Below are 20,513 nucleotides of genomic sequence, written 5' to 3'. Positions count from 1 at the left end.
AGGCTGTGTCAGCTTCTTCTACTCCACCGTCACCGATTTCGCCAAGTTGCGTGGTTGGTCCACATCGGTGCCTTTCTCAACTGCAGTATGGTAGGCTAAAAGCTGCAGCGGCACCGCATAGGCGATAGCTGCGAAAGGCCCCTGAACCGGTGCCATGCAGATTTTCTGCCAGATGCCCTCTCCAGCCTCTTTCACCCCTTTGGCATCACTCACCATTACAATCCTGCCGCTGCGCGCCATCACTTCCTGCATGTTGGAAACCGTCTTGTCGAAAAGCTGATCATGCGGCGCCAGCACCACAACCGGCATTTCCTCGTCAATCAGTGCGATAGGACCATGCTTCAGCTCGCCGCTGGCATAGCCCTCAGCATGAATATAGCTGATTTCCTTCAACTTCAGAGCTCCCTCCAGCGCCAACGGATAAAGCGTGCCGCGACCAAGGAACAGAGCGTGGCTGAACCGAGCTAGCTGCGCGGCCACACCACGCACCTCTGCCTCACAGGTCAGCGCCTCCGCGACCTGGCTGGGCATATGGCGCAGTTGCGCTTTATAGTCCTGCAGCAGCCCTGTCGGCTGCGTCTCGGTCTGACGTGCCACTTCCAACGCCAGAGCAGCTAGCACCGCCAACTGGCAGGTAAAGGCCTTGGTAGAGGCCACACCAATTTCCGGCCCCGCCATGATCGGCAGCGCCACGCCACTTTCGCGCGCGATTGAGCTTTCGGGTACGTTAACGACAGACAGGATCATACCGGCCTTTCCCGCGCAGTAACGCAGCGCCGCCAATGTGTCGGCAGTCTCCCCTGACTGCGATACAAACAATGCTAGGGTTCGCTCTGACACCGGCGGTTCGCGGTAACGGAATTCTGAGGCGATATCGACCTCGACCGGTAGGTTGGCGATTTGCTCGAACCAATATTTTGCAGTCAGGCAAGCCAGAGAAGCAGTCCCGCAAGCCACCATCACAACCCGATCAAAACGGCTGAAGTCAATCTGCTCCAAAGCCCGTTGCCCATCACCACCGTCCAGATAGTACTGGAGAGCTGCGCCCAGAACCCCAGGCTGCTCCGCAATTTCTTTGGACATGAAATGGCGATGGCCATCCTTTCCCACAGCGGCAACCGATTGCCCAATTTCGCTCCGGGCACGGTCTACCGGAGTACCTTCGGCATCTTCAATGTCACAGCCTGCCCGGGTTACCACTGCCATGTCACCCTCTTCCAGATACGTGACTTGCGAGGTCATCGGTGCCAGCGCCAATGCATCTGACCCGATGAACATCTCGCCTGTGCCCCAGCCGATCGCCAGCGGGCTGCCCTGGCGGGCGGCGACAATCAGGTCCTCTTCCCCTTCAAAAAGGAAACACAGCGCATAAGCCCCTTCCAGTCGAGAGATGGTCATACGGGCAGCTGCCACTGGCTCCAGTCCCTGCTGCAGATAATACGCGCACAGCATCGCCAGGGTTTCGGTATCGGTCTCGGTTTCCGCCTTCAGCCCATGCTCCGCCAGAAAAGCACGTAGCTCACGATAATTTTCGATGATACCGTTATGGACAACCGCAACCCGGTCCCGGGCATGGGGGTGGGCGTTTTTCAAGGACGGCCCACCATGGGTGGCCCAACGCGTATGACCAATGCCAGCAGTACCGGCCAGAGGCTCATGCACCAGCAGATCACTCAAGTTGGCCAGCTTTCCGACTGCCCTACGGCGGTCCAAGCAACCTCCATTCAAGGTTGCGATACCCGCGCTGTCATAGCCACGATACTCCAGCCGTTTCAATCCTTCGATCAAAACAGGGGCTGCCTGATGCTGGCTCAAGACGCCAACGATTCCACACATGCTATGTAGTCCCTTGCATTATTTCGCTGCAGTCTTTCGGTTTCTCTGGCGCTGCCGTAATCGGTGTGCGCCGCCTGCCTTATTGTTCTGATCCGCCCGCGACAGAGCCAGCGCATCGCTTGGCACCTCATGAGTAATCACGGACCCCGCTGCCACAATGGCCCCGGCTCCAACGGACACCGGCGCCACCAAGGCACTGTTACTTCCGATGAAGGCCCCCGCCCCCACCTCGGTTTGGTGCTTCATCACCCCATCATAATTGCACGTAATCGTACCCGCTCCGATATTGGCTGCAGCGCCAATATGCGCATCCCCCAGATAACTCAGGTGATTGGCCTTGGCACCCGCCTCAAACGTGGTGTTCTTAGTTTCCACAAAATTACCAACCTTGGCCCCCTCACCAATGGAGCTGCCAGGCCGGATACGGGCATAAGGACCAATCACGGCCCCCCGACGGATCCGACATCCCTCTAGGTGCGAAAAGGCGCGCACCACCGCACCTTCATCCAATCGAACCCCAGGTCCGAACACCACATGCGGCTCCACCAGAACATCCCGGGCCATCCGCGTGTCAGGCGCAAAAAAAACAGTTTCCGGCGCAACCAATGTCACACCTTCAGCCATTGCAGCCTGGCGCGCCCAGTTCTGAAAAATCGCTTCAGCTCGCGCCAGCTCTGCCCGTGAATTAATGCCAAGCGTTTCTTCCTCCGCACAGGTCACAACCGAGCAAATAAGCCCCGCATCATTGGCTTTTTCCACGACATCTGTAAGGTAATATTCTTGAGCTGCATTATGGCACCCAATTTGACTGATCAGCTCAAACAAGTTTTTCCTGTCCGCACAGACCACCCCAGAATTGCATAGCCCGATTTTCAGCTCTTCAGCCGTCGCGTCTTTGGCTTCAACAATCCGGCGCAAACGCCCATCTTCCACGACCAGACGACCATAGCGCCCCGGATCTTCAGGTTCGAACCCCAAGGCGACAAAATCCGCCCCCGCACGGCGCGCCTTCAGCATCGCCTCCAGCGTATGCGGGCGGATGAACGGGGTATCCCCGAACAAAACAATAACATCGCCATCAAAATCTACCAGCAGTCCACGTGCCTGATCGACCGCATGGGCTGTTCCAAGCTGTTCGTCCTGAATAACAATTTTGGCATAAGGAGCATGCGCCTGCACAGCATCAGCCGTTTGCTGTGCGCCAAAGCCCGCAACAACAATGAACTGCTCAGGCCCCAGAGAAGACGCTGCCCGCATCGCATGGAACAGCATTGGAAGACCTGCAATCGGGTGCAGAACTTTAGGCTGTGCTGAGACCATCCGCGTTCCACGACCGGCAGCCAAAACAACAATCGCCAGTGCCATAATAAACCCTGATATTAAGTCTGAAGGAAATGTGGATCGCTCAATCGTGGCAAATCTGCCTGAGAACCTCTACAGCGGTGCTACAGCAAAGGCCGGAGCTGCCTTGCCCGCCTCGGCGGCCTCAAGGAAGCCGCGCGCGGTGTCCAGCGCCTCGCGGATGGTCACATCCATGTCGAGATAGCGATAGGTGCCAAGACGCCCCACGAAGGTGACGCCCTCGGTCTGTTCGGCCAGTTTCACGTAATCGGCCAAGAGGGCTTTTTCCTTCACCTGGCGGATCGGGTAATAGGGGATATCGCCCGGCTCGGCGCTGCGGGAATATTCGCGATACAGCACCGATCCCTCGTGCTCTTCCCAGGGCGAGAAATGCTTGTGCTCGGTGATGCGGGTATAGGGCACCGCTTCCTCGCCATAGTTCATCACCGCGCAGCCCTGGTAATCGCCCTCATGAGTGAAACGTTCGAAATCTAGCGTGCGATAGCCGAGGTGGCCCAGTTCATAGTCGAAATACCCATCCAGCGGTCCGGAATAGAACACGTGGTCATATTCCGCAGCCATCTCACGGGTGAATGTGGTCGACAGCTTCACGGTGATGCTTGGGTGGTCGAGGATCTTCTCGATCATCGAGGTATAGCCGTTTTCCGGCATACCCTGGAATTTGTGGAAGAAATAATTGTCGTCGTAGTTGAAGCGCACCGGCAGGCGTTTCAGGATCGAGGCTGGCAGCTCAGAGGGCTGCACCCCCCATTGCTTGATGGTGTAGCCCTTGAAGAAGGCCTCATAAAGGTCCTTGCCGACAAAGCGCATCGCCTGCTCTTCAAAGGTCTGGGGATCACTGATCGAAGTATCGGCCTGTTCCTCGGTGATGAAGGCGTGTGCCTCTTCCGGGCGCAGGGTCTTGCCGAAGAACTGGTTGATGGTGTGCAGGTTCACCGGCAGCGAAAAGACGCCGCGCTGGCCCTTGGGATCGACCGAAGTGGTCTTCACCCGGTTCTTGTAAGGCAGGAAGGTCTCGAAAGAATTCACATAGTCCCAGACCTCGGCATCGTCGGTGTGGAAGATATGTGGCCCGTAGATATGCACCATGACACCAGTGTCCGCGTCGCGCTCGGTATGGCAGTTGCCCCCGACATGATCGCGCGCATCCACCACGGTGATGTCATAGCCCGCCTCGGCCAGATGCCGCCCGATCACTGCACCCGATAGGCCCGCGCCCACCATAAGGAGTTTTCCTGCTGACATAACCTTGCCTCCTGCTTCAAATTTCTAAGGGGATACCCTGTCACCGTAAAACAGGGAAGACAGCCCGTCCGCACCGCGCCTCAGCCAAGTCCCCTGCTATAGCCAAGGGTTTCCGCAAAGGGAAAGGTCACCTCTTCGGCCATGGCATGAAGATCGGCATTCTTGGCCTGCTTCCAGCTTTCGGCCGGACGGATCTCGATCTCGGACTTGCGTTCTTTCAGAACCGTGGCATTGGCCGGCGGGAAGAGATGCGCCTCCTCCCAGGAAATATCCGCAGTATCGGTGCCGGTGAACAGGGTCAGATCCCGCGGCACCCCGGCCCAGTCCTGAATCCGTCCCATCCAATGCTGCGGATCCACCGTGAGATCCTCATAGCGCAGCAGCATGAATTTCGCCGGGTTCAGCACCTCAAGCCGTTTCAGACGGCGTTGACGGCCCGCCCAGTTGCGGGTCCGTCCTCGCAGCACCTTCGGACGTTTCAGCACCTTAGCCCAGCTGACCGCCACCGCGCGCGGATCGCGCACCAGATTAAGGATATGCAGATCGACCTGCGGCAACAGGCTCAGCGCCAGACACAGGTCCACCGATTTCGAACTGTCGATGAGCATCCGCCCACCTGCCTGCTCCGCCGCCGCCGCATAAAGATCACCGAACAGGGTCAGAAACTCTGCATTCTCCCGCGCCAGTTTGTCGCGTACCTGCGGCTCATGCCAGTTGGGGGCCTCCCCGGAGGCCGTACCGAACGCCGCCATTCCTGCCTGCAGCGCCTGCAGCGCATCCGGGCCATGGGCTGCCTCGAGCCGGGCGATCACCGGTCCCCAATACGCACAATCCGGCACCGATCTGCGGCAACTGCAGGGCGCCGCACTCCTGCGGGCCTCAGGCAGGTCGCGGATCTGGCCAATGTTATAGGTCTGCGCATGCTGGGACAGCATCAGAGACAAAAACGTCGACCCCGATCGTCCCGCTCCCGCAATATAAAGCACTTTGATCGACATCCGCTTATATGTCCTATTCTGGATCGTGTTTTCCCTGCACGCCTGCCCCAGCCGCAAAAGCCTCGGTGGCGGCTGGCTCAATAATTTACACCTTGTTTCACGACTGCGTTTTTGGGACAAGCTCAATGATAATTTCAGCTGGCGGACTCTTCGAATATGGCAAACCTTGAACCGCGTTCTCAAGTTCATGGGACATGGCAGGCGGCTGACGACTTCCGGGCTTCAGCCCTGCATTACGCAGATCAGCCCGCCCTCAGCGCAGGTGGTAAAACGCTCAGCTACGCGGCCCTCAACGCCCGGGTTCAGACTATTGCAGCCGCCATTGCAGACACCGAAACGGCACAGACACAACCAGTCACCGCGATCTACGCCAGCCGCGGTGCGGATATCTATGCCGCTGTGCTGGGGGCGCTGATGCGTGGCCATGCCTATGTGCCGCTGAACCCGAAGTTCCCGCCTGAACGCAACCGCTATATCCTGGAGCGCTCCGGCGCCTCGGCGGTGCTTTATGAAGCGCAGGATGCCGCAGCCGTAGAAGACATCCTGGCCGTGCCTGCCGACGGGCCGCTGCCGCAGCAGATTGATCTCAGCGCCCTGCCCCAAGAGCGTACGCCGCCTGCGCGGATCCATGACAACCCCTACGCCTATGTGCTGTTCACCTCAGGCAGCACCGGCCAGCCCAAGGGGGTAGCGATCCGGCACAGCAACCTCGGTGCTTATCTTGATGCCACCTTCCAGGTCGCCGATTACGGCCCTGTCGACCGGCTGTCGCAGAACTTCGACTTGACCTTCGATCTGAGCGCCCATGACATGTTTGTCTGCTGGCGGGCTGGCGCGCATCTGATCGTGCCCTCGGCTGCGGATCTGGAGGTCCCGGCCGACTATGTCCGCCGTCAGGGTATCACCTGCTGGTTCTCGGTGCCGAGCCTTGGCCAGAAGATGCGCCAGCAGGGCGCGCTGACCCCCGGCGCCCTGGATCAGCTGCGCTTGTCCCTGTTCTGCGGTGAGGCCCTTCCCGTCGATCTGGCGCAGGACTGGGCCCGGGCCACCGGCCACCGGGTGGAAAACTGGTACGGCCCGACCGAGGCCACCATCGCCTGCACCCGCTATGTGCTGCCCGCCGACCCTGACAGAATTCGCGGCCGTTTCAACCTGGTCCCGATCGGCACCCCCCTGCCAGGCATGGAAACCCTCGTGCTGAAAGAGGACGGCACCCCCGCCAGTGTCGGCGAAAGCGGTGAATTGCTGGTGACTGGCCCGCAGGTGGCTGATGGCTATGTGGCAGATGCTGAAAAAACCGCCGCGGCCTTTGTCCGGCCCGCGGGCAAGGACAGGGTGCATTACCGCACCGGCGACCGGGTCGATGTGGGGGCCGATGGCACTCTTCAGTTCATTGATCGCATCGACAATCAGATCAAGATCCGCGGGTACCGGGTAGAACTGGGCGAAATCGAGTCCCTGCTACGCGCCACCGCCGCCGGCTGCAACGCCGTGGTGGTGCCGATGCCGCTAAAATCCCCGACCCCCACATCGCTGGTCGGCGTGGTCGAGGGCTGGGACGGCCCCGGCCACCAAATCCGCACGGCCATCAAGGGGCACCTGCCCGACTACATGACCCCCACCCGAGTTCTGGTCATGCCGCAATTCCCCAAGAACGCCAGCGGCAAGGTCGACCGCGGCGCCATTGGCCAGCGCGTTCTAAAGCGTCTCGAGAAACAGAACCAGCAATCCGCCCCCAAACAGAAGATGAAACGCTATGACCGGCTGATCCAGTTTGCACAGGAGATCAACCCGGCCCTGTCACGCAAGGAACTGGAACAGGCCGAAAACCTCATGGATGGCGGGCTGGATTCAATGGGGTTCGTCGATTTCACCGTGCGGCTGGAAAAGCATTTCGGACTGGAGCTGACCCAAGAGACCGCAACCGAGCTGTCGCAAATGTCCCTGTGGCAGATGGTGGCATTCCTACGCCGCGCTCTGGCACCGAAGGGAGCGGACCGCTTTCAGCCTCCTGCCCCGGGCAGCCTGAAAGCCCCCGAACTGAAACGCAACCTGCACTACCGCGCCATGCGGGCGCTGGATATGCTTGATAAATTCCCCGGGTTCGTCGCCGACACCCCAAAACCGCTGGTACTCTGCGTCGGCTCTTCCGGCTTCATGCGCGGGATCAGCCCGGAAACCATCGAATCCTGCGCATCCGGGCAGGATGTGCGAGTTGCCAATCTTGGCATGGCTATGCTCAGCGTCGAGGGCATCGCCGAAGTCTGCGAATATATCCGTGACACCCTGCAGGCCCAGGAGCGTCGTCTGGCCCATGCCGTGATCGAAATGGAAATCATGCAGCTGTCGATCATGCCCCCCGCAGGCGACATCGAGATCCTGGAGGATTTCAAGGCTGGCCTGTTTCGCGATGTTCCGCGCAAATACTATGACGCAGACACCATCTGGGACACCGCCACCGGCGGCGCCATCGCGCCGATGGACACCCCTGGGAAGGTCGCCCCGCAAGCCAACTGGGAACGCAAGCGATCCAAGGAAATCTGCGAGGCTTTCGAGGGCGGGATAAAAATGGACGACAGGGCTGTCGCTGCCTGGATCCGCGGCGTCAGGGCTTTGCAGGAGGTCAGCGACCGCGTCACCGCAGTGATCCACCCCATCCAGCACCCCGAGGGCCAAAGCGCCCTGAACGCAGCAAGAGCCCGCGGCCAGAATCATTTCAGCGCCGTGGTGGAGCAGGCTGTCCGCGAGACCGGGATTGACATCATGCTGGACACCGATTTCGTGGTTGAGCAGGCCGATTTTAAAAATATTAGCCATATGAATGACTATCACGGGCGACAGAGTTTCTCGCGCCAGATCGCCCGGCGCATATTTCGCTGACCCGCTCCCTGCGTCGGCCCCAACGAAAAGAAAAAAATGCAACACCCCCCCGTTTTCCTGATCTGCTCTGAACGTTCCGGCTCTAACCTGATCAGCCGTATCGTGGGCGCCCATTCTGCGTTTTATGCCCCGCCGCCGTTTCACTTTGGCCAGAATGTCCTGCTTAATCTTCACCAGACCCTAGCCGGTGGCACCCAATCTGTCGCCTGGCAGCGGATGTGTAACAGGATCCCCAAAAGGCTGGAAAAACTGCTCGGCACAAGAAAGAAGCGCAGGCCGCCGCCGCCTGGCTCTCTGCTCAGGATCAGATCGATCCGCATCGCCTGGCCCGGTTTCTCTATATCGACGCCACGCCTGCAGCCGCAGGCAAACGGGTCTTCATCAAGGAAAACAACCTGCACAAGCTGCTGTTTTTCATTCTGGAGTGTTTTCCGGATGCAAAATTTATTTTTCAGGTGCGTGATCCCCGCGACTATTTTGCCTCGGCTGCAGCCCTGAGAGAGGGCACAAAAAACAAATTCGGAACCACCAAGAACGCGCTGCGGATCTGGAAAGAAGACCAGCTGGGCGGCCTGCATGCGCTTGGCGTCCTTGGGCCTGAACGCGTCTTTCTGCATCGCTACGAAGACCTGCTGATTGATGCCGAAGCTGTTCTACGGCGCCTGTGCCTCTTTCTCGACCAATCATTCGAGCCGGAGATGCTAGACTTTCACAGCACCGAGGAGGCCACCACCCTGGCAGGTAGCAACCGGCAACGTCAGAATGTCGCCAAGCCTCTCATGACCACAAATTTCGCCAAATTTCGCCACGCGCTTCCCGCCCAGCAGATCAGGCTGGTGGAAAAACGGCTGGGGCGGCTGATGCACCAGTTCGGTTACCCGCTGGACAAGATGAAGATCACGTCCAAGGGACGCATCGTGCCGCGCAGCTCCCCCGGGGATAAAGGCGGCTATCAGGCAAGACCGCTTTTGTCCCCTCTGGACTACGGCCCGCCAGACACCTGACAGAAGGCTAAGCTAGGCGTCCCGGCAGGGGCATCCAGCAGGAAGGTTAGCCTCGCCCCCCTGTCGACCCTCGGTTTCCGTTCTGTCTGTAAGCCGCTTTCATCTTCTTCTGAAACTGCTCCGGGGTATGCAGCGCCAAGGCAGAGAGCGCGCCGGACAGAGCCTCGACCCCCAGCAGTGTCTCTGTGTCAAAGTAATCTGCAGCACTGAAGGATTGTTTCTTCCCGCTCAGTTTTTGCGGCGCCGCCTGCAAGGCCTCCGTCATTGGCGTGCCCGTGAAGAAGCTCGCGTCCAGTGCTGCCGCATCCTCCTGATAGCGGTCGATGACCTTTCCGATCAGGCTCCGCGGAATATGCAGGCGGCCAGTCTCTTTACCGATACCTGTTCTCTTGATTTCCTGCGTCACGGCCTGGCTCAATGCGGTCAGAGCCCGCCGCATAAGCTTTCTGTCGATCTCCTGCCTGGTGGCCTCGGACCGAAACACGTGATGCACATGCTGCAAAAGCGCGATCTGTCCCACGGTCAGCGCCGGGTTGTCGACTGTCTTACCCTGCAGTTCCGTACCTTCTTCTCCCGTGAGAAAGTGAAAGAAGTCGGCCGAAATATCTTCACGGAACAGCTCCTGGCGGACAAAGGGGCGCAGCTCGAAGCGATCGCCAAAGGTATTCCTCCATTCCAGGAACCGGGGCGTATAATCCAGCGTACCCCGTGCGGACATCCGGTTGAAGAACCCCCGAAGCTCACCTTTTATCATCCCGAATTTTATCTGTTCCGAAAACGCGGACAACAGCTTTTCCGCATGGGGGCGAACATAGGAGATCAGACGGATTTTATGCTCATACCCAGGGAGAGTCTCCTGGATCACCTGTTGCAGGTGCGTCGGAGAGGCAAACTGGAAATGCTCCGCCGAAACCACAGCAAAATCTGCATCACTGCTCTCCAGCGCCTGATGCAGTTTCCTGAAACGTCTCGTGTTTCCGGCTTTTTTCTCTTTCCGGTACAACCCTTGGGCTAGGTAGTTGTGATTAAGGTGCCGCCCCGGGTACAACAGCTGCTGTACGCCCGGCAGGGTGTAGGATCCGGACCGCAACACGCCTTGCAGCGTCGTGGAGCCCGTTTTCGTGTCCCCCAGGTGAATAATCAGTTCCTTGACCATAAAACGGCTTTCTCATTACGCTGTCTTGTCCGGAGTGGTTCCCCCACCAGCCAACCCTGACAAAAATGTCTCTACGGCCTCATCTTCACGCCAGCTCTCACGCCAGGCCTTACGGGCCTCAATCTGTTCCAGTGCGATGCGGGCCGCCTCCAGTTCCGGCAGCGGATCCGGCTCCAGAACGGCTTCCAGATCGTCAAAAAAGCCCTCCTGGCCCATCACCTCGCCCAGCCAGGTATCGATCGGGCGGAACCGTTCCAACATCCGAGCGCGGTTCTCCGCCCCGAAGAGTTCCACAGAATGACTGGGCGGCAGGTTCAATTTCGGTGCAAGCGTGCGCAGGCTGTGGCGCAGCTCTGCCGCCTGAGGCTGGGGCAGCTCCACATTGGCGCGGCGGATAATCTCATAAATTCCGCGGTGAATAGAGTCGTTCTCGCGCCGCTCCGGGGCCAATCCCTTGGGCAGCTCTAGCCCCGTCTGGGTAATGAAATCATTCACTGACCCGCCATTCGCACGAACATCGGCATAATCGCGCAGGATAACGCGGGCCTCGGGCAGCACCTTCAGCCAGCCTTCGATCATCAGGCGATAATTGAAATGAATCCCCATGCCGTAGCTGTCGACCCCATCCTCGCGCAGGGGTTCCAGCTTGTGACCGAATTTCAGCCGCTGTCCGTGCCAGGAGGCCAGATATTCATCGATCCGGCGCAGGGTCGCCACGACAGTGAACTCCGCTCCCGGAAACTGCTCGGTGAGCTGCTCGATCAGCTTCGGCGAGGCGGCATTGAAATTGGCAAAGACCTCGGCCGCGAGGATCACCGTATGCGGCTGGGAAAAGCGGACCTGCTGGCGGATGGCATGCAGCATCTGCGATAGGGCTGGCAGGCGTTTGTGATAGGCAGGCACCACGCCGTTCTTCTGCGCCGCCAGCATCCGGAAGGCCAGCGCATTATGCGGCTCGCGCACATTGATCGGCAGAGGCCCTTCGGGCTGCACATGCCCGGCCGCCGTCGCGGCCATATGCGCCATGCCTTCAAAATCCACGTAAGGATAAAGGATCCCCGCCCGCGACAGGGCGGCGGCATTGCGCGACAGGTAGTCCTGCAGCGATGTCGATCCCACCTTGTGATGGCCGATGAACAGGATCACCTTGAGAGGCGCCTGAGCGGTGGGCGTCAGGGTCCCAGACATCCCACTGGCAGGGGGGGCTTTCATCTCGGCAATCCCCCCCTGCCCCGGGGCGATGCGGCGAAGCAGTCGTTTAATCGATTTCACTCGGCGGCGTCCTGCTGAATCTTTGTCACGGGCGTCAGACCCAACTTGCTGTGCCAGAAATCCTCACTGGTGAGATCGTCATAACGCTCCCGGTAGCTGGCCGCCAGCCGGTCATAGTCTTTCAGGAAAGCGCGGGCGTTACGGATAAAGCGGCGGATCTGGCGCCAGGCCGCACCCTTGGAATGGCGCACGGTGTAATATTTGTCCTGATCGGCATTCAGAACGGTGATTTCCGAGGCGCCCCAGACATAGCCGATATGGCCCCTGTGCGGCGCCTCCAGGGTGATCTTGCGGCCCAGACGGGCAAAGCCGGGGATCAGAAGCCCGTTCAGCGTCAGTTTCATCGCCAGGCGCGCTGCCCAGCTTGGCGGTTTTTGGCGCACCGGCGCCAGCGGCCTGTGCGGGGCCAGCGGCTGCCAGGTCTCGTCGCCAGTCAGCGCCTTCAGATCGGCGCGGCGCGTGGCCATGTCAGCGTTCTGGTCGAAGAATTCCGGCCCCTGCATCACGTCCTCAACCGCCAGGTTGATGGCCGCCAACGTGTCGTAATGCATCCGCGGCAGGTTGCGCAGGAAGAACCATGCGGCGATCTTCAGAACACCCTTGCCCCCCACGTCCAGCATCGGCAGGCTCATGTGGTGGGCCATATGGCTGCGCAGGTCCAGGTACCAGGTCTGCGGACTTTCCTTCTCGGTAAAGCTTTCCTGAAAGGAGACCACCCCGTTGAGGGTGAGGATGTTGAAATCATTGGCCAGCGAGAAGCTGACATCATCGCCGCGCACGAAAAAGGGGAAGGCGAGGTGCCGGGCCGCGTCCACCGGGAAGGCGAAATACCACCAGCCGCCATAAAAGGTATTCGGCACCGGCCGGGTGGCCAGGTTTTCCATCGCGATCATCTCGCTCTTGTTGCGCAGATCGGTGCCCATGTGCTGCGGCAGGCAGCGGGTGTGAAAGAGAGCGCCGTTTTCCCAGATCGCCCAGCGGTGCTGTTCGCTGATCATCGCCCCGGCAACGGCGGTTTTGGGATCCGTGGCATAGGCCAGCAGCATCCAGGTGCGCTCCAGACTTTCCATGTGGATCGAGGCATCGTCATCCATGAACAGGCAATGGGAAGCCCCACGCGCCCGGGCCTCCAGCAGCCCCCGGGTAAAACCACCTGCCCCGCCGAGGTTTTCATTGGGCACGATGCTGACGCCTGCGGGGGGATCCAGATCGACCGTGCGCCCGTTATCGGTAACGATCATCTGCACGTGGTCCTTCATCCAGGACTGCGCCCGGAAGGCCGCGAACCGTTTGACCGTGCGCGCCACCTCGGCTTCACGTCGGAAGGTGGTGACCGCCAGCGCCAGTTGCGGCTGGCGTTTCGGCGCATCCTGCGTCTGCCAGGCGGCCCCGACCAGACGCCCCGGTCCCATCGCCCGCAGCACGAAATAGAGTACACCCTCGGCGCAGCCCTGTTGCAGCAGATGCGACAGATCCACCCGCAGCCGACCCTCTTTGGCTGCGTCTTCCGAAAGAGTCACATACTCGCAGCTCACCAGGTCCCAGGAGCGGTTACTCGGCGCCAGGAAAACCGAAAGTTCGAAATCCCCTGCGCCTTCAAGGGTCAGGACCAGCGAGCTCAGATCGCATTCGCGCTGCCATTTTCCCAGGTTGAACAGGTTGAACCAGGTGGCAAAAGAGGCTTCTCCGCCGGTGGCAAAATGTATGTCATGCCGGGTATCAGACAGCGCCACTGCGCCCTCGGTACACACGTAGAGTTCCCGCTCGGTGCAGATGCCGAACTCGGGCCACATCAGCGCCTGCAACGTAGTGAACGTTGCGGCCTGCGCCTCATCTTTCATCACCGGAACTCCCCTGCACCTATACGCTTCTGTCTGCTGTCCGCTCCTTACTGGAGTAGGCTGTAAAAGTACAATTTATCTTTGCCCGAACGGGGTGTTTCCGGCCTTAAAGCACCCGGGATTGCAGCCGGTTCTGCCCGGATCGTCGGCCTTTGCTCAGGACAGCATCGCTTCATGCACCGCGATAGCTTCTTCCAGATCGTCGAAATACTGCATCCGGCCATGTTCCAGCACAACGCCGGCATCACAGAACTTACGCACCTGCCCCATCGAGTGGTTGACCATGATGGCGCTGGAGTGCTGCAGCCGGTCGGCAAAGACCTTGCGGCTCTTGCGCCGGAAAGACCGGTCCCCCACCGAGGTCACCTCGTCCACCAGATATGTGTCAAAGTGAATCCCCATAGAGGCCCCGAAGGTCAGCCGGGATCGCATCCCCGAGGAATAGCTGCGCATCGGCATGTGGTAGAATTTGCCCAGTTCAGCAAAATCCTCGACAAAGGCGACCAGATCTTCGGTATCCACCCCGTAGATACGGGCGATGAAACGAACGTTCTCGGCGCCGGTCAGATCCCGGTGAAAGGAGGCCCCCAGCCCCACCGGCCAGGACATGGTGCCATCGGACACCACCCGCCCGTGATCTGGGCGCATGGTGCCGGCGATGATCTGCAGCAGAGTGGATTTGCCCGCCCCGTTGCGCCCCAGAAGCGCCAGGGAACGCCCCGTGGGCAGGGTGAGGGTGAGATTGTCGATGACAATCTTGCGCTCGCCCCGCAGCCAGAAGCTCTTGGTCAGGTTTTCAAAGCGGATCATGCTCTTGTGCTCCCCGGCCCGCCTCAGCTGCGATCCCGGATCGAATAGTAGATCAGCGCCAGGACCGACCAGATCAGAAGCAGGAACAGCCCCACTAACCCCGCCAGCATAGGGCGGTCAGGATATTCAGATTCCTGGGCCCGGGTCGGCTTGATATAAGTGGCCAGATAGCGGCTTTGCCGAGTGGCCTCGTCGCGAGCGACCTCCAGCGCGGTGAGCGCCGCCCGGTAGGTTTCCTCGGCATATTGCAGATCCACCGTGAGACGTTCGAATTCCGAAATCAGCGAGGGGTAATCCTCTCCCACGGCGCCGGTATCGGTATTGGTCGAGGCAAAGGTCTGCCGCTCGATATCAATACGATCACGGATCACGTCGATATGCTGCTGCGCCTTTTTCAGACGCGGGTCCCCCTCCCCCACGGTGCCGCGCAACAGGTCGTATTCGATCAGCGCCGCAGCCAATTGCTGCTGCAGGTTGTTCATCACCCCCATGCGGCCCTGGATATCCGCCGCCGGATCCACGATCCGGGTGCGGGTGCGGAATTGGGTCAGCGCCTCACGCGCGCCTTTCAACCGCTCCAGCGCCTCGTCCAGATCCTCGCGGGCATAGCGCATGGCATCCTCGCGCGCCTGCTCGTTCAGCGCATTTATGCGGGTCTGGCTTACAGAGACGATGGAGCGGGTAATGGCCTGGGCGGTTTCGGGATCAAAGGCCGCCGCCTGCACCTCGATTAACCCTGAACCGCTGTCATAGGAAATGCCGACGATGCGTTGCCAGTACCAGATCATCTGTTCCAGCGTGGCATCGGGCCAGAGCGAGAACACCCAGTCGTCGGGCCAGTGCTGGCTGTAATGGGGCCGCAACGGCACTGCCTTGTCCACCGATTCCACCATTTCCTGGCTCTGGATGAATTCATAAAGGATATCGCTGTCCGAAGCGGTGGTATTGCCGGCGAAATTGGCCAAGCCACCCAGAATATCGGTGGCGCCGCCGCTCTCCTGGCTGCGCACGGTGAAACCGGCGGTGGAGATATACTGATCCTCGGCCACTGCCCAGAGATAGAAGACCGCTGCGGCCAGCGGCGCCAGCACCATCAGCACGAAACTGGCCACCAGCCCCCAGTGGCGGCGGCGCATCTGCGCCGGGCGCGCCATGGGATAGGTCGGTGTCTCGGCTACCTGCCGCTGCGCCGCCTCAAGCGCGGCTTCGGCGGCTTTGACCTTCTGGCGCAGCTTCTTGAGCTTCTTACGCCCCCCACCGCCACCGCGCCTGTTTCCCGGCGTGTCCTCCTGACTGGCCGTGTCCTCCTGCACCTGAGGGAGATGTTCGATGTTGCTGGTTGCCTCTTCGGCTGTAGCAACGCCTTTGCCCACCTGCCCGCTCTGCAGCTTCTTCACTCGACGTTCCTGTGCCATGATCCGCCTGTCCAGCTTTTCGCCGTTTGAATTTGACTTTTATCTCTTTCATAGTATCGCCTGCCGACAGGCTATTCACAACACAGATATTCATGGCAGATCCTATGACCCCTCAGCCCCCGACAGCCACGCCGCAGATCGCCCCGGCGCAGCGTCCCCGGGGGCGTTCTCACCGCTTTGCCAGCCTGCGAACAATCGCGGCGCTGGTGCTGCGGGAAATGTCGACCCGCTACGGGCGCACCCCAGGTGGCTATATCTGGAGCATTCTGGAACCGCTGGCCGCCATCCTGTTTCTCAGCATCGGCTTCTCCCTGGTGATCCGTACCCCGTCTCTCGGCACCAGTTTCTTGCTGTTCTATGCAACGGGTTTTTTGCCCTTCAACCTCTATCAGACCATCAGCGGCACCACCGCCCGGGCGCTCAACTTCTCCAAACCCCTGCTGAAATACCCAGCCGTCACCTGGATCGACGCCATTCTGGCCCGCTTCATCCTCAACAGCCTGACCGGTCTGCTTATCTCGTTCATTCTGATCGGCAGCGTGCTGCTGATCGCAGACAGCCGCGCCGTGGTCGATATGGGGCCCACATTGGAAGCTCTGGGGCTGGCCATGTTGCTCGGGCTAGGCGTGGGTACGGTGAATTGCGTGTTGCTGGGGCTTTACCCCCTGTGGGACGTGGCCTGGTCGATCATCACCCGACCGCTGTTCCTGGCATCCGGCATCCTTTATGTGTTTGAGGACCTTCCCCCCGTGGCGCGAGATATTCTATGGTACAATCCGCTACTGCACATCACCGGGCTGATGCGCAGCGGGTTTTACCCCACTTATACGGCCTCATTTGTCAGCGTGATTTATGTTCTGCTTATCAGCATGATCCTGCTGGTGCTCGGTCTGATCCTGATGGGACGCTATCACCGGGTCATCCTGAATCGCTGATCCGCAACCGAACCTTGCGCGCGGTTTGCGCTCGCCCCCTACCCCTTAGTGCGGGCCATCTCCAGCACCTCGGCATGGGGCACATGGGTGCGCCGCCTGAGCCCGTCTAGCACCGCCCGGCTCATAAGCCGCAGAAAGGCGCGCCGTTCGCCTGCGTGGGTGCGCACTTTAGAGAACCATTTGGGCAGGATCACCAACATCACTGGCCAGAACCAGATCCCCGCCGCCATCCGATACAGAAGAAGCAGGTTGCGGTGGTAGTAATAGACCTTCCACAGGGGGATGAAACGGCCGCGCTGCGCCTGCTCTTCCCCCGCCTTGGGCACAAAGGTCGTCAGATCATGCTCGAACCGCACGGCGGGTTCAAATCCGATACGGCCGCCCGATTTGGTCAGCCCCAGAGTATAAAGCCCGTCATCGCCATAGATGAAAAGATCGGGATCCGGATAGCCGATGCGCCGCACTGCATCCCCCGAGATGAAGAAGCCCACGAAGGAGGTCACATCGATCTGCATCCCCTGCCCCTCGTAATCAGAAGGCTGCACGTGAAAGCCCGAGCGGCCGCCGCCAAAGAGCGTGCGCAGGAATTCACGGCTGTGCCAGAAGGGATTGCGCGAGGGGCGGTTCATCTCGCAGATGCCGCCGGTGGGGAAATAGACCGCCGCAGCCACCCCATCCCAGGCGCGCGCCGGATCGTCATGGGCGGGCAGGGCGTGAAACGCCGCCAAGGCGCCCGGTGCCGGGCGACCATCGTCATCCATCACCACCAGCCAGTCGGGTGCGTGCGCCTCCATCGCGCGGCGCATGCCGCGCTCAAAGCCGCCTGCCCCGCCGCGGTTGGTCTCGCTCACCTGAATATCCAGCCGCGGATCCTGCAATGTCGCCAGCCAGTTACTCGTGCCATCGGTCGAGGCATTGTCCACCACCACCAGCGCCGCCAGCTCTGCGGCCGGGCTTTGCAGCAGCCGGGCAATGGTGTCCTTCAGCTTGTCGAGACGATTATAGGTCACCACCACCGCCACCAGGCGGCGGGGAGACGGGCTGGGATCTGTCTGTGCGCTCACGAAAATCTGCTCCCCGGCCTGTTCTGCTCGTCTGTGTGGTCGTTTTTGCGTTGTGGGAGCGCAAAACTCATAAATCCGGCCTCATGTCAAACCCCAAGGGGTGCCCCGCGCCGCGCCCTGCCCCGCAGAAAGGCACCGGATAGGGTTTGACAGGACCGCCGGAAGCGGCCACCAAGCATGTCATGCGCACTGCTCTTGTCACCGGATCAGCCGGCTTCATCGGCTATCACCTTGCGGCCCGCTTGCTGGCCGCGGGCTGGCAGGTCGTCGGGCTCGATTGCCTGTCGCCCTATTACGATGTCACCCTGAAGGAGCGCCGCCACGCGATGCTGGCAGAAAACCCGGCCTTCACCCCAGTGATCGGCAAGCTGGAAGACCCCGGGCGCCTGATGGAACTCTTTGCCCGCCACCGCCCCGATGCGGTCATTCACCTGGCCGCCCAGGCTGGGGTGCGTCATTCCATCGATGCGCCGCGCGACTACCTTGAGGCCAACCTGATCGGCACCTTCGAACTCTTGGAGGCCGCCCGCGCCCATCCGCCTGCGCATCTTCTGATGGCCTCCACCTCTTCGGTCTATGGCGCCAACACGGAAATGCCCTTTGACGAGCGGCAAAAGGCGGACACACCGATGTCCTTCTATGCCGCCACCAAGAAGGCGGGCGAGGCGATGGGCCATTCCTATGCGCATCTTTACGCGCTGCCGATCACCATGTTCCGGTTCTTCACCGTCTATGGCCCCTGGGGCCGGCCCGACATGGCGCTGTTCAAATTCACCAAGGCGATGCTCGCGGATGAGCCGATCGAGGTCTATAACCACGGCCGCATGAGCCGCGATTTTACCTATATCGACGATCTGGTCACCGGCATCACCGGGCTGATCGAGGCGGTGCCAGGCGATGCTCCGGTGGGGCCGCAGGACAGCCTCAGCCCCGTTGCGCCCTTCCGGGTCGTGAATATCGGCGCCAGCCAGCCCACCCCGCTGATGGACTATATCGCCGCCCTGGAAGAGGCGCTGGGACAGCCCGCGCAGAAGATCCTGAAGGAGATGCAGGCCGGCGACGTGCCCGCGACATGGGCCGACACATCGCTGCTCACCGCCCTCACCGGGTACCGGGCAGAGGTCGATGTCAGGACCGGCGTTGCCCGTTTCGTGGATTGGTACCGGGGTTATTACAGCGCCTGATGCCGTAACGCGGTGACACCGGCAGGGGCCTGGATGACAGGTGCAAATGTTTCGCGCGCGAAACATTTGAAGGACGCCAGCCCCAGCCCCATTGCGCCCGGCCTGCGCTTTCTTCAAAGTTGCAAAACGACATACCAAGCAGAACAGGGGACACCCCATGCGTATCGCGATGATTGGCACAGGCTACGTGGGACTGGTGTCCGGCGTCTGTTTCTCCGATTTCGGCCATGACGTGATCTGCGTCGACAAGGACGCTGCCAAGATCAACCGGCTGAGGGCCGGCGAAGTGCCGATCTACGAGCCGGGCCTGGATACGCTGATGGAAAAAAACGTCGCCGCCGGGCGGCTGGAATTCAGCGACGATCTGGCCGCCGCCGTGGATGGCGCCGAGGCGGTGTTTATCGCCGTCGGCACCCCGACCCGGCGCGGCGATGGCCATGCGGATCTGACCTATGTGATGGCCGCCGCCGAAGAGATCGCCGCGGCGCTGACCGGCTATGCGGTGGTGGTGACCAAATCCACCGTGCCGGTGGGCACCAACCGCCAAGTGCAGGAGGTGATCGCCAGCGCCAATCCGGATGCGGACTTCGATGTGGCCTCCAATCCCGAATTCCTGCGCGAAGGCGCGGCGATCGAGGATTTCATGAAGCCCGACCGGGTGGTGGTCGGCGTCGAAAGCGCCCACGCCGCCGAGGTCATGAGCGAGATCTACCGCCCCCTTTACCTGCGCGATTTTCCGATCCTGACCACCGATCTGGAAAGCGCCGAAATGATCAAATACGCCGCCAATGCCTTTCTGGCGACCAAGATCACCTTCATGAATGAAATCGCCGGGCTTTGCGAAAAGGTGGGCGCCGATGTCAAAGAGGTCTCGCGCGGGGTCGGTCTGGACGGGCGGATCGGCAACAAGTTCCTGCACGCCGGCCCCGGCTATGGCGGCTCCTGTTTTCCGAAAGACACCGCCGCGCTGGCGCGCATCGGCCAGGACCATTCCTTTCCGATGCGGATCACCGAGACGGTGATGCGGGTCAATGACGAGGTAAAGGCGCGCATGGTGGAAAAGCTGCGCGATGCCTGCGGAGGCTCTTTCAACGGCAAGACGGTGACCGTGCTGGGTGTCACCTTCAAACCCAATACCGACGACATGCGCGAGGCCCCCAGCCTGACCATCGTACCCGCCATGGTGGGGGGCGGCGCCCATGTGCGGGTGATCGACCCGCAGGGCCGCGCCGAGGGTGAGGCGCTGCTGCCCGGCGTCGACTGGCTCGAGGATCCCTATGAGGCGGCAGAGGGCGCCGATCTGGTGGTGCTACTGACCGAATGGAACGAGTTCCGCGCGCTTGATCTGAAGGCCCTGGCCGCCAGGATGGCCTATCCGCGGATGGCGGATCTGCGCAATATCTATTCCGCCCGGGCCGCTGAACGGGCCGGCTTCTCCCAGTATATCGCCGTGGGCCGCTGAGCCTGCCTCCGGCCTGAGCAGGTCCCAAATGTTTCGCGCGCGAAACATT

At 60.7% G+C, this 20,513-nt stretch carries 15 protein-coding genes and 1 pseudogene; 6 read left to right on the top strand and 10 right to left on the bottom strand.

Features of this window, described 5'->3' with window-relative positions; translation table 11 throughout:
• Nucleotides 1-18: 18 nt before the first annotated feature.
• The 4 genes from glmS to AC5SSZ_RS00345 form a co-directional block, all read right to left on the bottom strand.
• Nucleotides 19-1,836, bottom strand: coding sequence for a glutamine--fructose-6-phosphate transaminase (isomerizing) (gene glmS, locus AC5SSZ_RS00360; protein ID WP_274838579.1), 1,818 nt, complete (start codon nt 1,834-1,836; stop codon nt 19-21).
• A gap of 18 nt (nt 1,837-1,854) precedes the next feature.
• Nucleotides 1,855-3,201, bottom strand: coding sequence for a bifunctional UDP-N-acetylglucosamine diphosphorylase/glucosamine-1-phosphate N-acetyltransferase GlmU (gene glmU, locus AC5SSZ_RS00355; RefSeq protein WP_274838580.1), 1,347 nt, complete (start codon nt 3,199-3,201; stop codon nt 1,855-1,857).
• 69 nt (nt 3,202-3,270) lie between these two features.
• The gene (gene glf / locus AC5SSZ_RS00350) at nt 3,271-4,443 is read right to left on the bottom strand and encodes a UDP-galactopyranose mutase (protein ID WP_274838581.1); all 1,173 of its coding nucleotides are present in this window, start codon (nt 4,441-4,443) and stop codon (nt 3,271-3,273) included.
• A gap of 80 nt (nt 4,444-4,523) precedes the next feature.
• Nucleotides 4,524-5,441: a sulfotransferase gene (locus AC5SSZ_RS00345; RefSeq protein WP_274838582.1), complete on the bottom strand. Its 918-nt coding sequence runs from the start codon at nt 5,439-5,441 to the stop codon at nt 4,524-4,526.
• Nucleotides 5,442-5,597: 156 nt separating this feature from the next.
• On the opposite strand from AC5SSZ_RS00345, the gene AC5SSZ_RS00340 reads away from it, so the two are divergent.
• From AC5SSZ_RS00340 to AC5SSZ_RS00330, 3 genes and pseudogenes are all read left to right on the top strand, one after another.
• Nucleotides 5,598-8,321: a non-ribosomal peptide synthetase gene (locus tag AC5SSZ_RS00340; RefSeq protein WP_274838583.1), complete on the top strand. Its 2,724-nt coding sequence runs from the start codon at nt 5,598-5,600 to the stop codon at nt 8,319-8,321.
• Nucleotides 8,322-8,623: 302 nt separating this feature from the next.
• A pseudogene (locus AC5SSZ_RS00335) lies at nt 8,624-8,953 on the top strand (sulfotransferase); the annotation flags it as partial.
• A 66-nt stretch (nt 8,954-9,019) separates the two neighbouring features.
• Nucleotides 9,020-9,325, top strand: coding sequence for a hypothetical protein (locus AC5SSZ_RS00330; protein ID WP_274839032.1), 306 nt, complete (start codon nt 9,020-9,022; stop codon nt 9,323-9,325).
• Nucleotides 9,326-9,371: 46 nt separating this feature from the next.
• On the opposite strand, the gene AC5SSZ_RS00325 is transcribed toward AC5SSZ_RS00330, so the two are convergent.
• From AC5SSZ_RS00325 to AC5SSZ_RS00305, 5 genes are all read right to left on the bottom strand, one after another.
• Complete coding sequence (locus AC5SSZ_RS00325; protein WP_274838586.1) at nt 9,372-10,481, bottom strand: hypothetical protein; 1,110 nt, start codon at nt 10,479-10,481, stop codon at nt 9,372-9,374.
• 15 nt (nt 10,482-10,496) lie between these two features.
• Nucleotides 10,497-11,693, bottom strand: a complete 1,197-nt coding sequence (locus AC5SSZ_RS00320; RefSeq protein WP_274839033.1) for a hypothetical protein — start codon at nt 11,691-11,693, stop codon at nt 10,497-10,499.
• A 56-nt stretch (nt 11,694-11,749) separates the two neighbouring features.
• Nucleotides 11,750-13,594 (bottom strand): glycosyltransferase, encoded by a 1,845-nt coding sequence (locus tag AC5SSZ_RS00315; RefSeq protein WP_274838588.1) that lies wholly within the window; start codon nt 13,592-13,594, stop codon nt 11,750-11,752.
• Nucleotides 13,595-13,750: 156 nt separating this feature from the next.
• Nucleotides 13,751-14,404, bottom strand: coding sequence for an ABC transporter ATP-binding protein (locus AC5SSZ_RS00310; RefSeq protein WP_274838589.1), 654 nt, complete (start codon nt 14,402-14,404; stop codon nt 13,751-13,753).
• A 23-nt stretch (nt 14,405-14,427) separates the two neighbouring features.
• Entirely contained in the window at nt 14,428-15,819 is a 1,392-nt protein-coding gene (locus AC5SSZ_RS00305; RefSeq protein WP_274838590.1) for a KpsE/RkpR family capsule polysaccharide export protein, read from the bottom strand.
• A 104-nt stretch (nt 15,820-15,923) separates the two neighbouring features.
• Here AC5SSZ_RS00305 and AC5SSZ_RS00300 point away from each other — a divergent pair, with 104 nt between their 5' ends.
• A complete protein-coding gene (locus tag AC5SSZ_RS00300) occupies nt 15,924-16,754 on the top strand; it encodes an ABC transporter permease (protein WP_274839034.1) in 831 nt (276 codons plus the stop codon).
• Between the two features lie 38 nt (nt 16,755-16,792).
• Here the strand turns inward: AC5SSZ_RS00300 and AC5SSZ_RS00295 are convergent, their stop codons facing one another.
• On the bottom strand, nt 16,793-17,818 hold the full coding sequence (locus tag AC5SSZ_RS00295; RefSeq protein WP_274838592.1) for a glycosyltransferase: 1,026 nt from the start codon (nt 17,816-17,818) through the stop codon (nt 16,793-16,795).
• A 182-nt stretch (nt 17,819-18,000) separates the two neighbouring features.
• On the opposite strand from AC5SSZ_RS00295, the gene AC5SSZ_RS00290 reads away from it, so the two are divergent.
• Both AC5SSZ_RS00290 and AC5SSZ_RS00285 read left to right on the top strand, forming a co-directional pair.
• Complete coding sequence (locus AC5SSZ_RS00290) at nt 18,001-19,002, top strand: NAD-dependent epimerase/dehydratase family protein (RefSeq protein ID WP_274838593.1); 1,002 nt, start codon at nt 18,001-18,003, stop codon at nt 19,000-19,002.
• A 157-nt stretch (nt 19,003-19,159) separates the two neighbouring features.
• Entirely contained in the window at nt 19,160-20,464 is a 1,305-nt protein-coding gene (locus AC5SSZ_RS00285) for a UDP-glucose dehydrogenase family protein (RefSeq protein ID WP_274838594.1), read from the top strand.
• Nucleotides 20,465-20,513: the final 49 nt, after the last annotated feature.

Source organism: Phaeobacter sp. CC-HEC084 (assembly GCF_059429255.1).
The sequence above is the reverse complement of the archived record's forward strand: the minus strand, read 5'-3'. Positions and strand labels throughout refer to the sequence as shown.

Coding starts and splice junctions, on each gene's coding strand:
- glmS (WP_274838579.1), bottom strand. CDS start 1,836: ATGTGTGGAATCGTTGGCGTCTTGAGCCAGCATCAGGCAGCCCCTGTT.
- glmU (WP_274838580.1), bottom strand. CDS start 3,201: ATGGCACTGGCGATTGTTGTTTTGGCTGCCGGTCGTGGAACGCGGATG.
- glf (WP_274838581.1), bottom strand. CDS start 4,443: ATGTCAGCAGGAAAACTCCTTATGGTGGGCGCGGGCCTATCGGGTGCA.
- AC5SSZ_RS00345 (WP_274838582.1), bottom strand. CDS start 5,441: ATGTCGATCAAAGTGCTTTATATTGCGGGAGCGGGACGATCGGGGTCG.
- AC5SSZ_RS00340 (WP_274838583.1), top strand. CDS start 5,598: ATGGCAAACCTTGAACCGCGTTCTCAAGTTCATGGGACATGGCAGGCG.
- AC5SSZ_RS00330 (WP_274839032.1), top strand. CDS start 9,020: ATGCTAGACTTTCACAGCACCGAGGAGGCCACCACCCTGGCAGGTAGC.
- AC5SSZ_RS00325 (WP_274838586.1), bottom strand. CDS start 10,481: ATGGTCAAGGAACTGATTATTCACCTGGGGGACACGAAAACGGGCTCC.
- AC5SSZ_RS00320 (WP_274839033.1), bottom strand. CDS start 11,693: ATGAAAGCCCCCCCTGCCAGTGGGATGTCTGGGACCCTGACGCCCACC.
- AC5SSZ_RS00315 (WP_274838588.1), bottom strand. CDS start 13,594: ATGAAAGATGAGGCGCAGGCCGCAACGTTCACTACGTTGCAGGCGCTG.
- AC5SSZ_RS00310 (WP_274838589.1), bottom strand. CDS start 14,404: ATGATCCGCTTTGAAAACCTGACCAAGAGCTTCTGGCTGCGGGGCGAG.
- AC5SSZ_RS00305 (WP_274838590.1), bottom strand. CDS start 15,819: ATGGCACAGGAACGTCGAGTGAAGAAGCTGCAGAGCGGGCAGGTGGGC.
- AC5SSZ_RS00300 (WP_274839034.1), top strand. CDS start 15,924: ATGACCCCTCAGCCCCCGACAGCCACGCCGCAGATCGCCCCGGCGCAG.
- AC5SSZ_RS00290 (WP_274838593.1), top strand. CDS start 18,001: ATGCGCACTGCTCTTGTCACCGGATCAGCCGGCTTCATCGGCTATCAC.
- AC5SSZ_RS00285 (WP_274838594.1), top strand. CDS start 19,160: ATGCGTATCGCGATGATTGGCACAGGCTACGTGGGACTGGTGTCCGGC.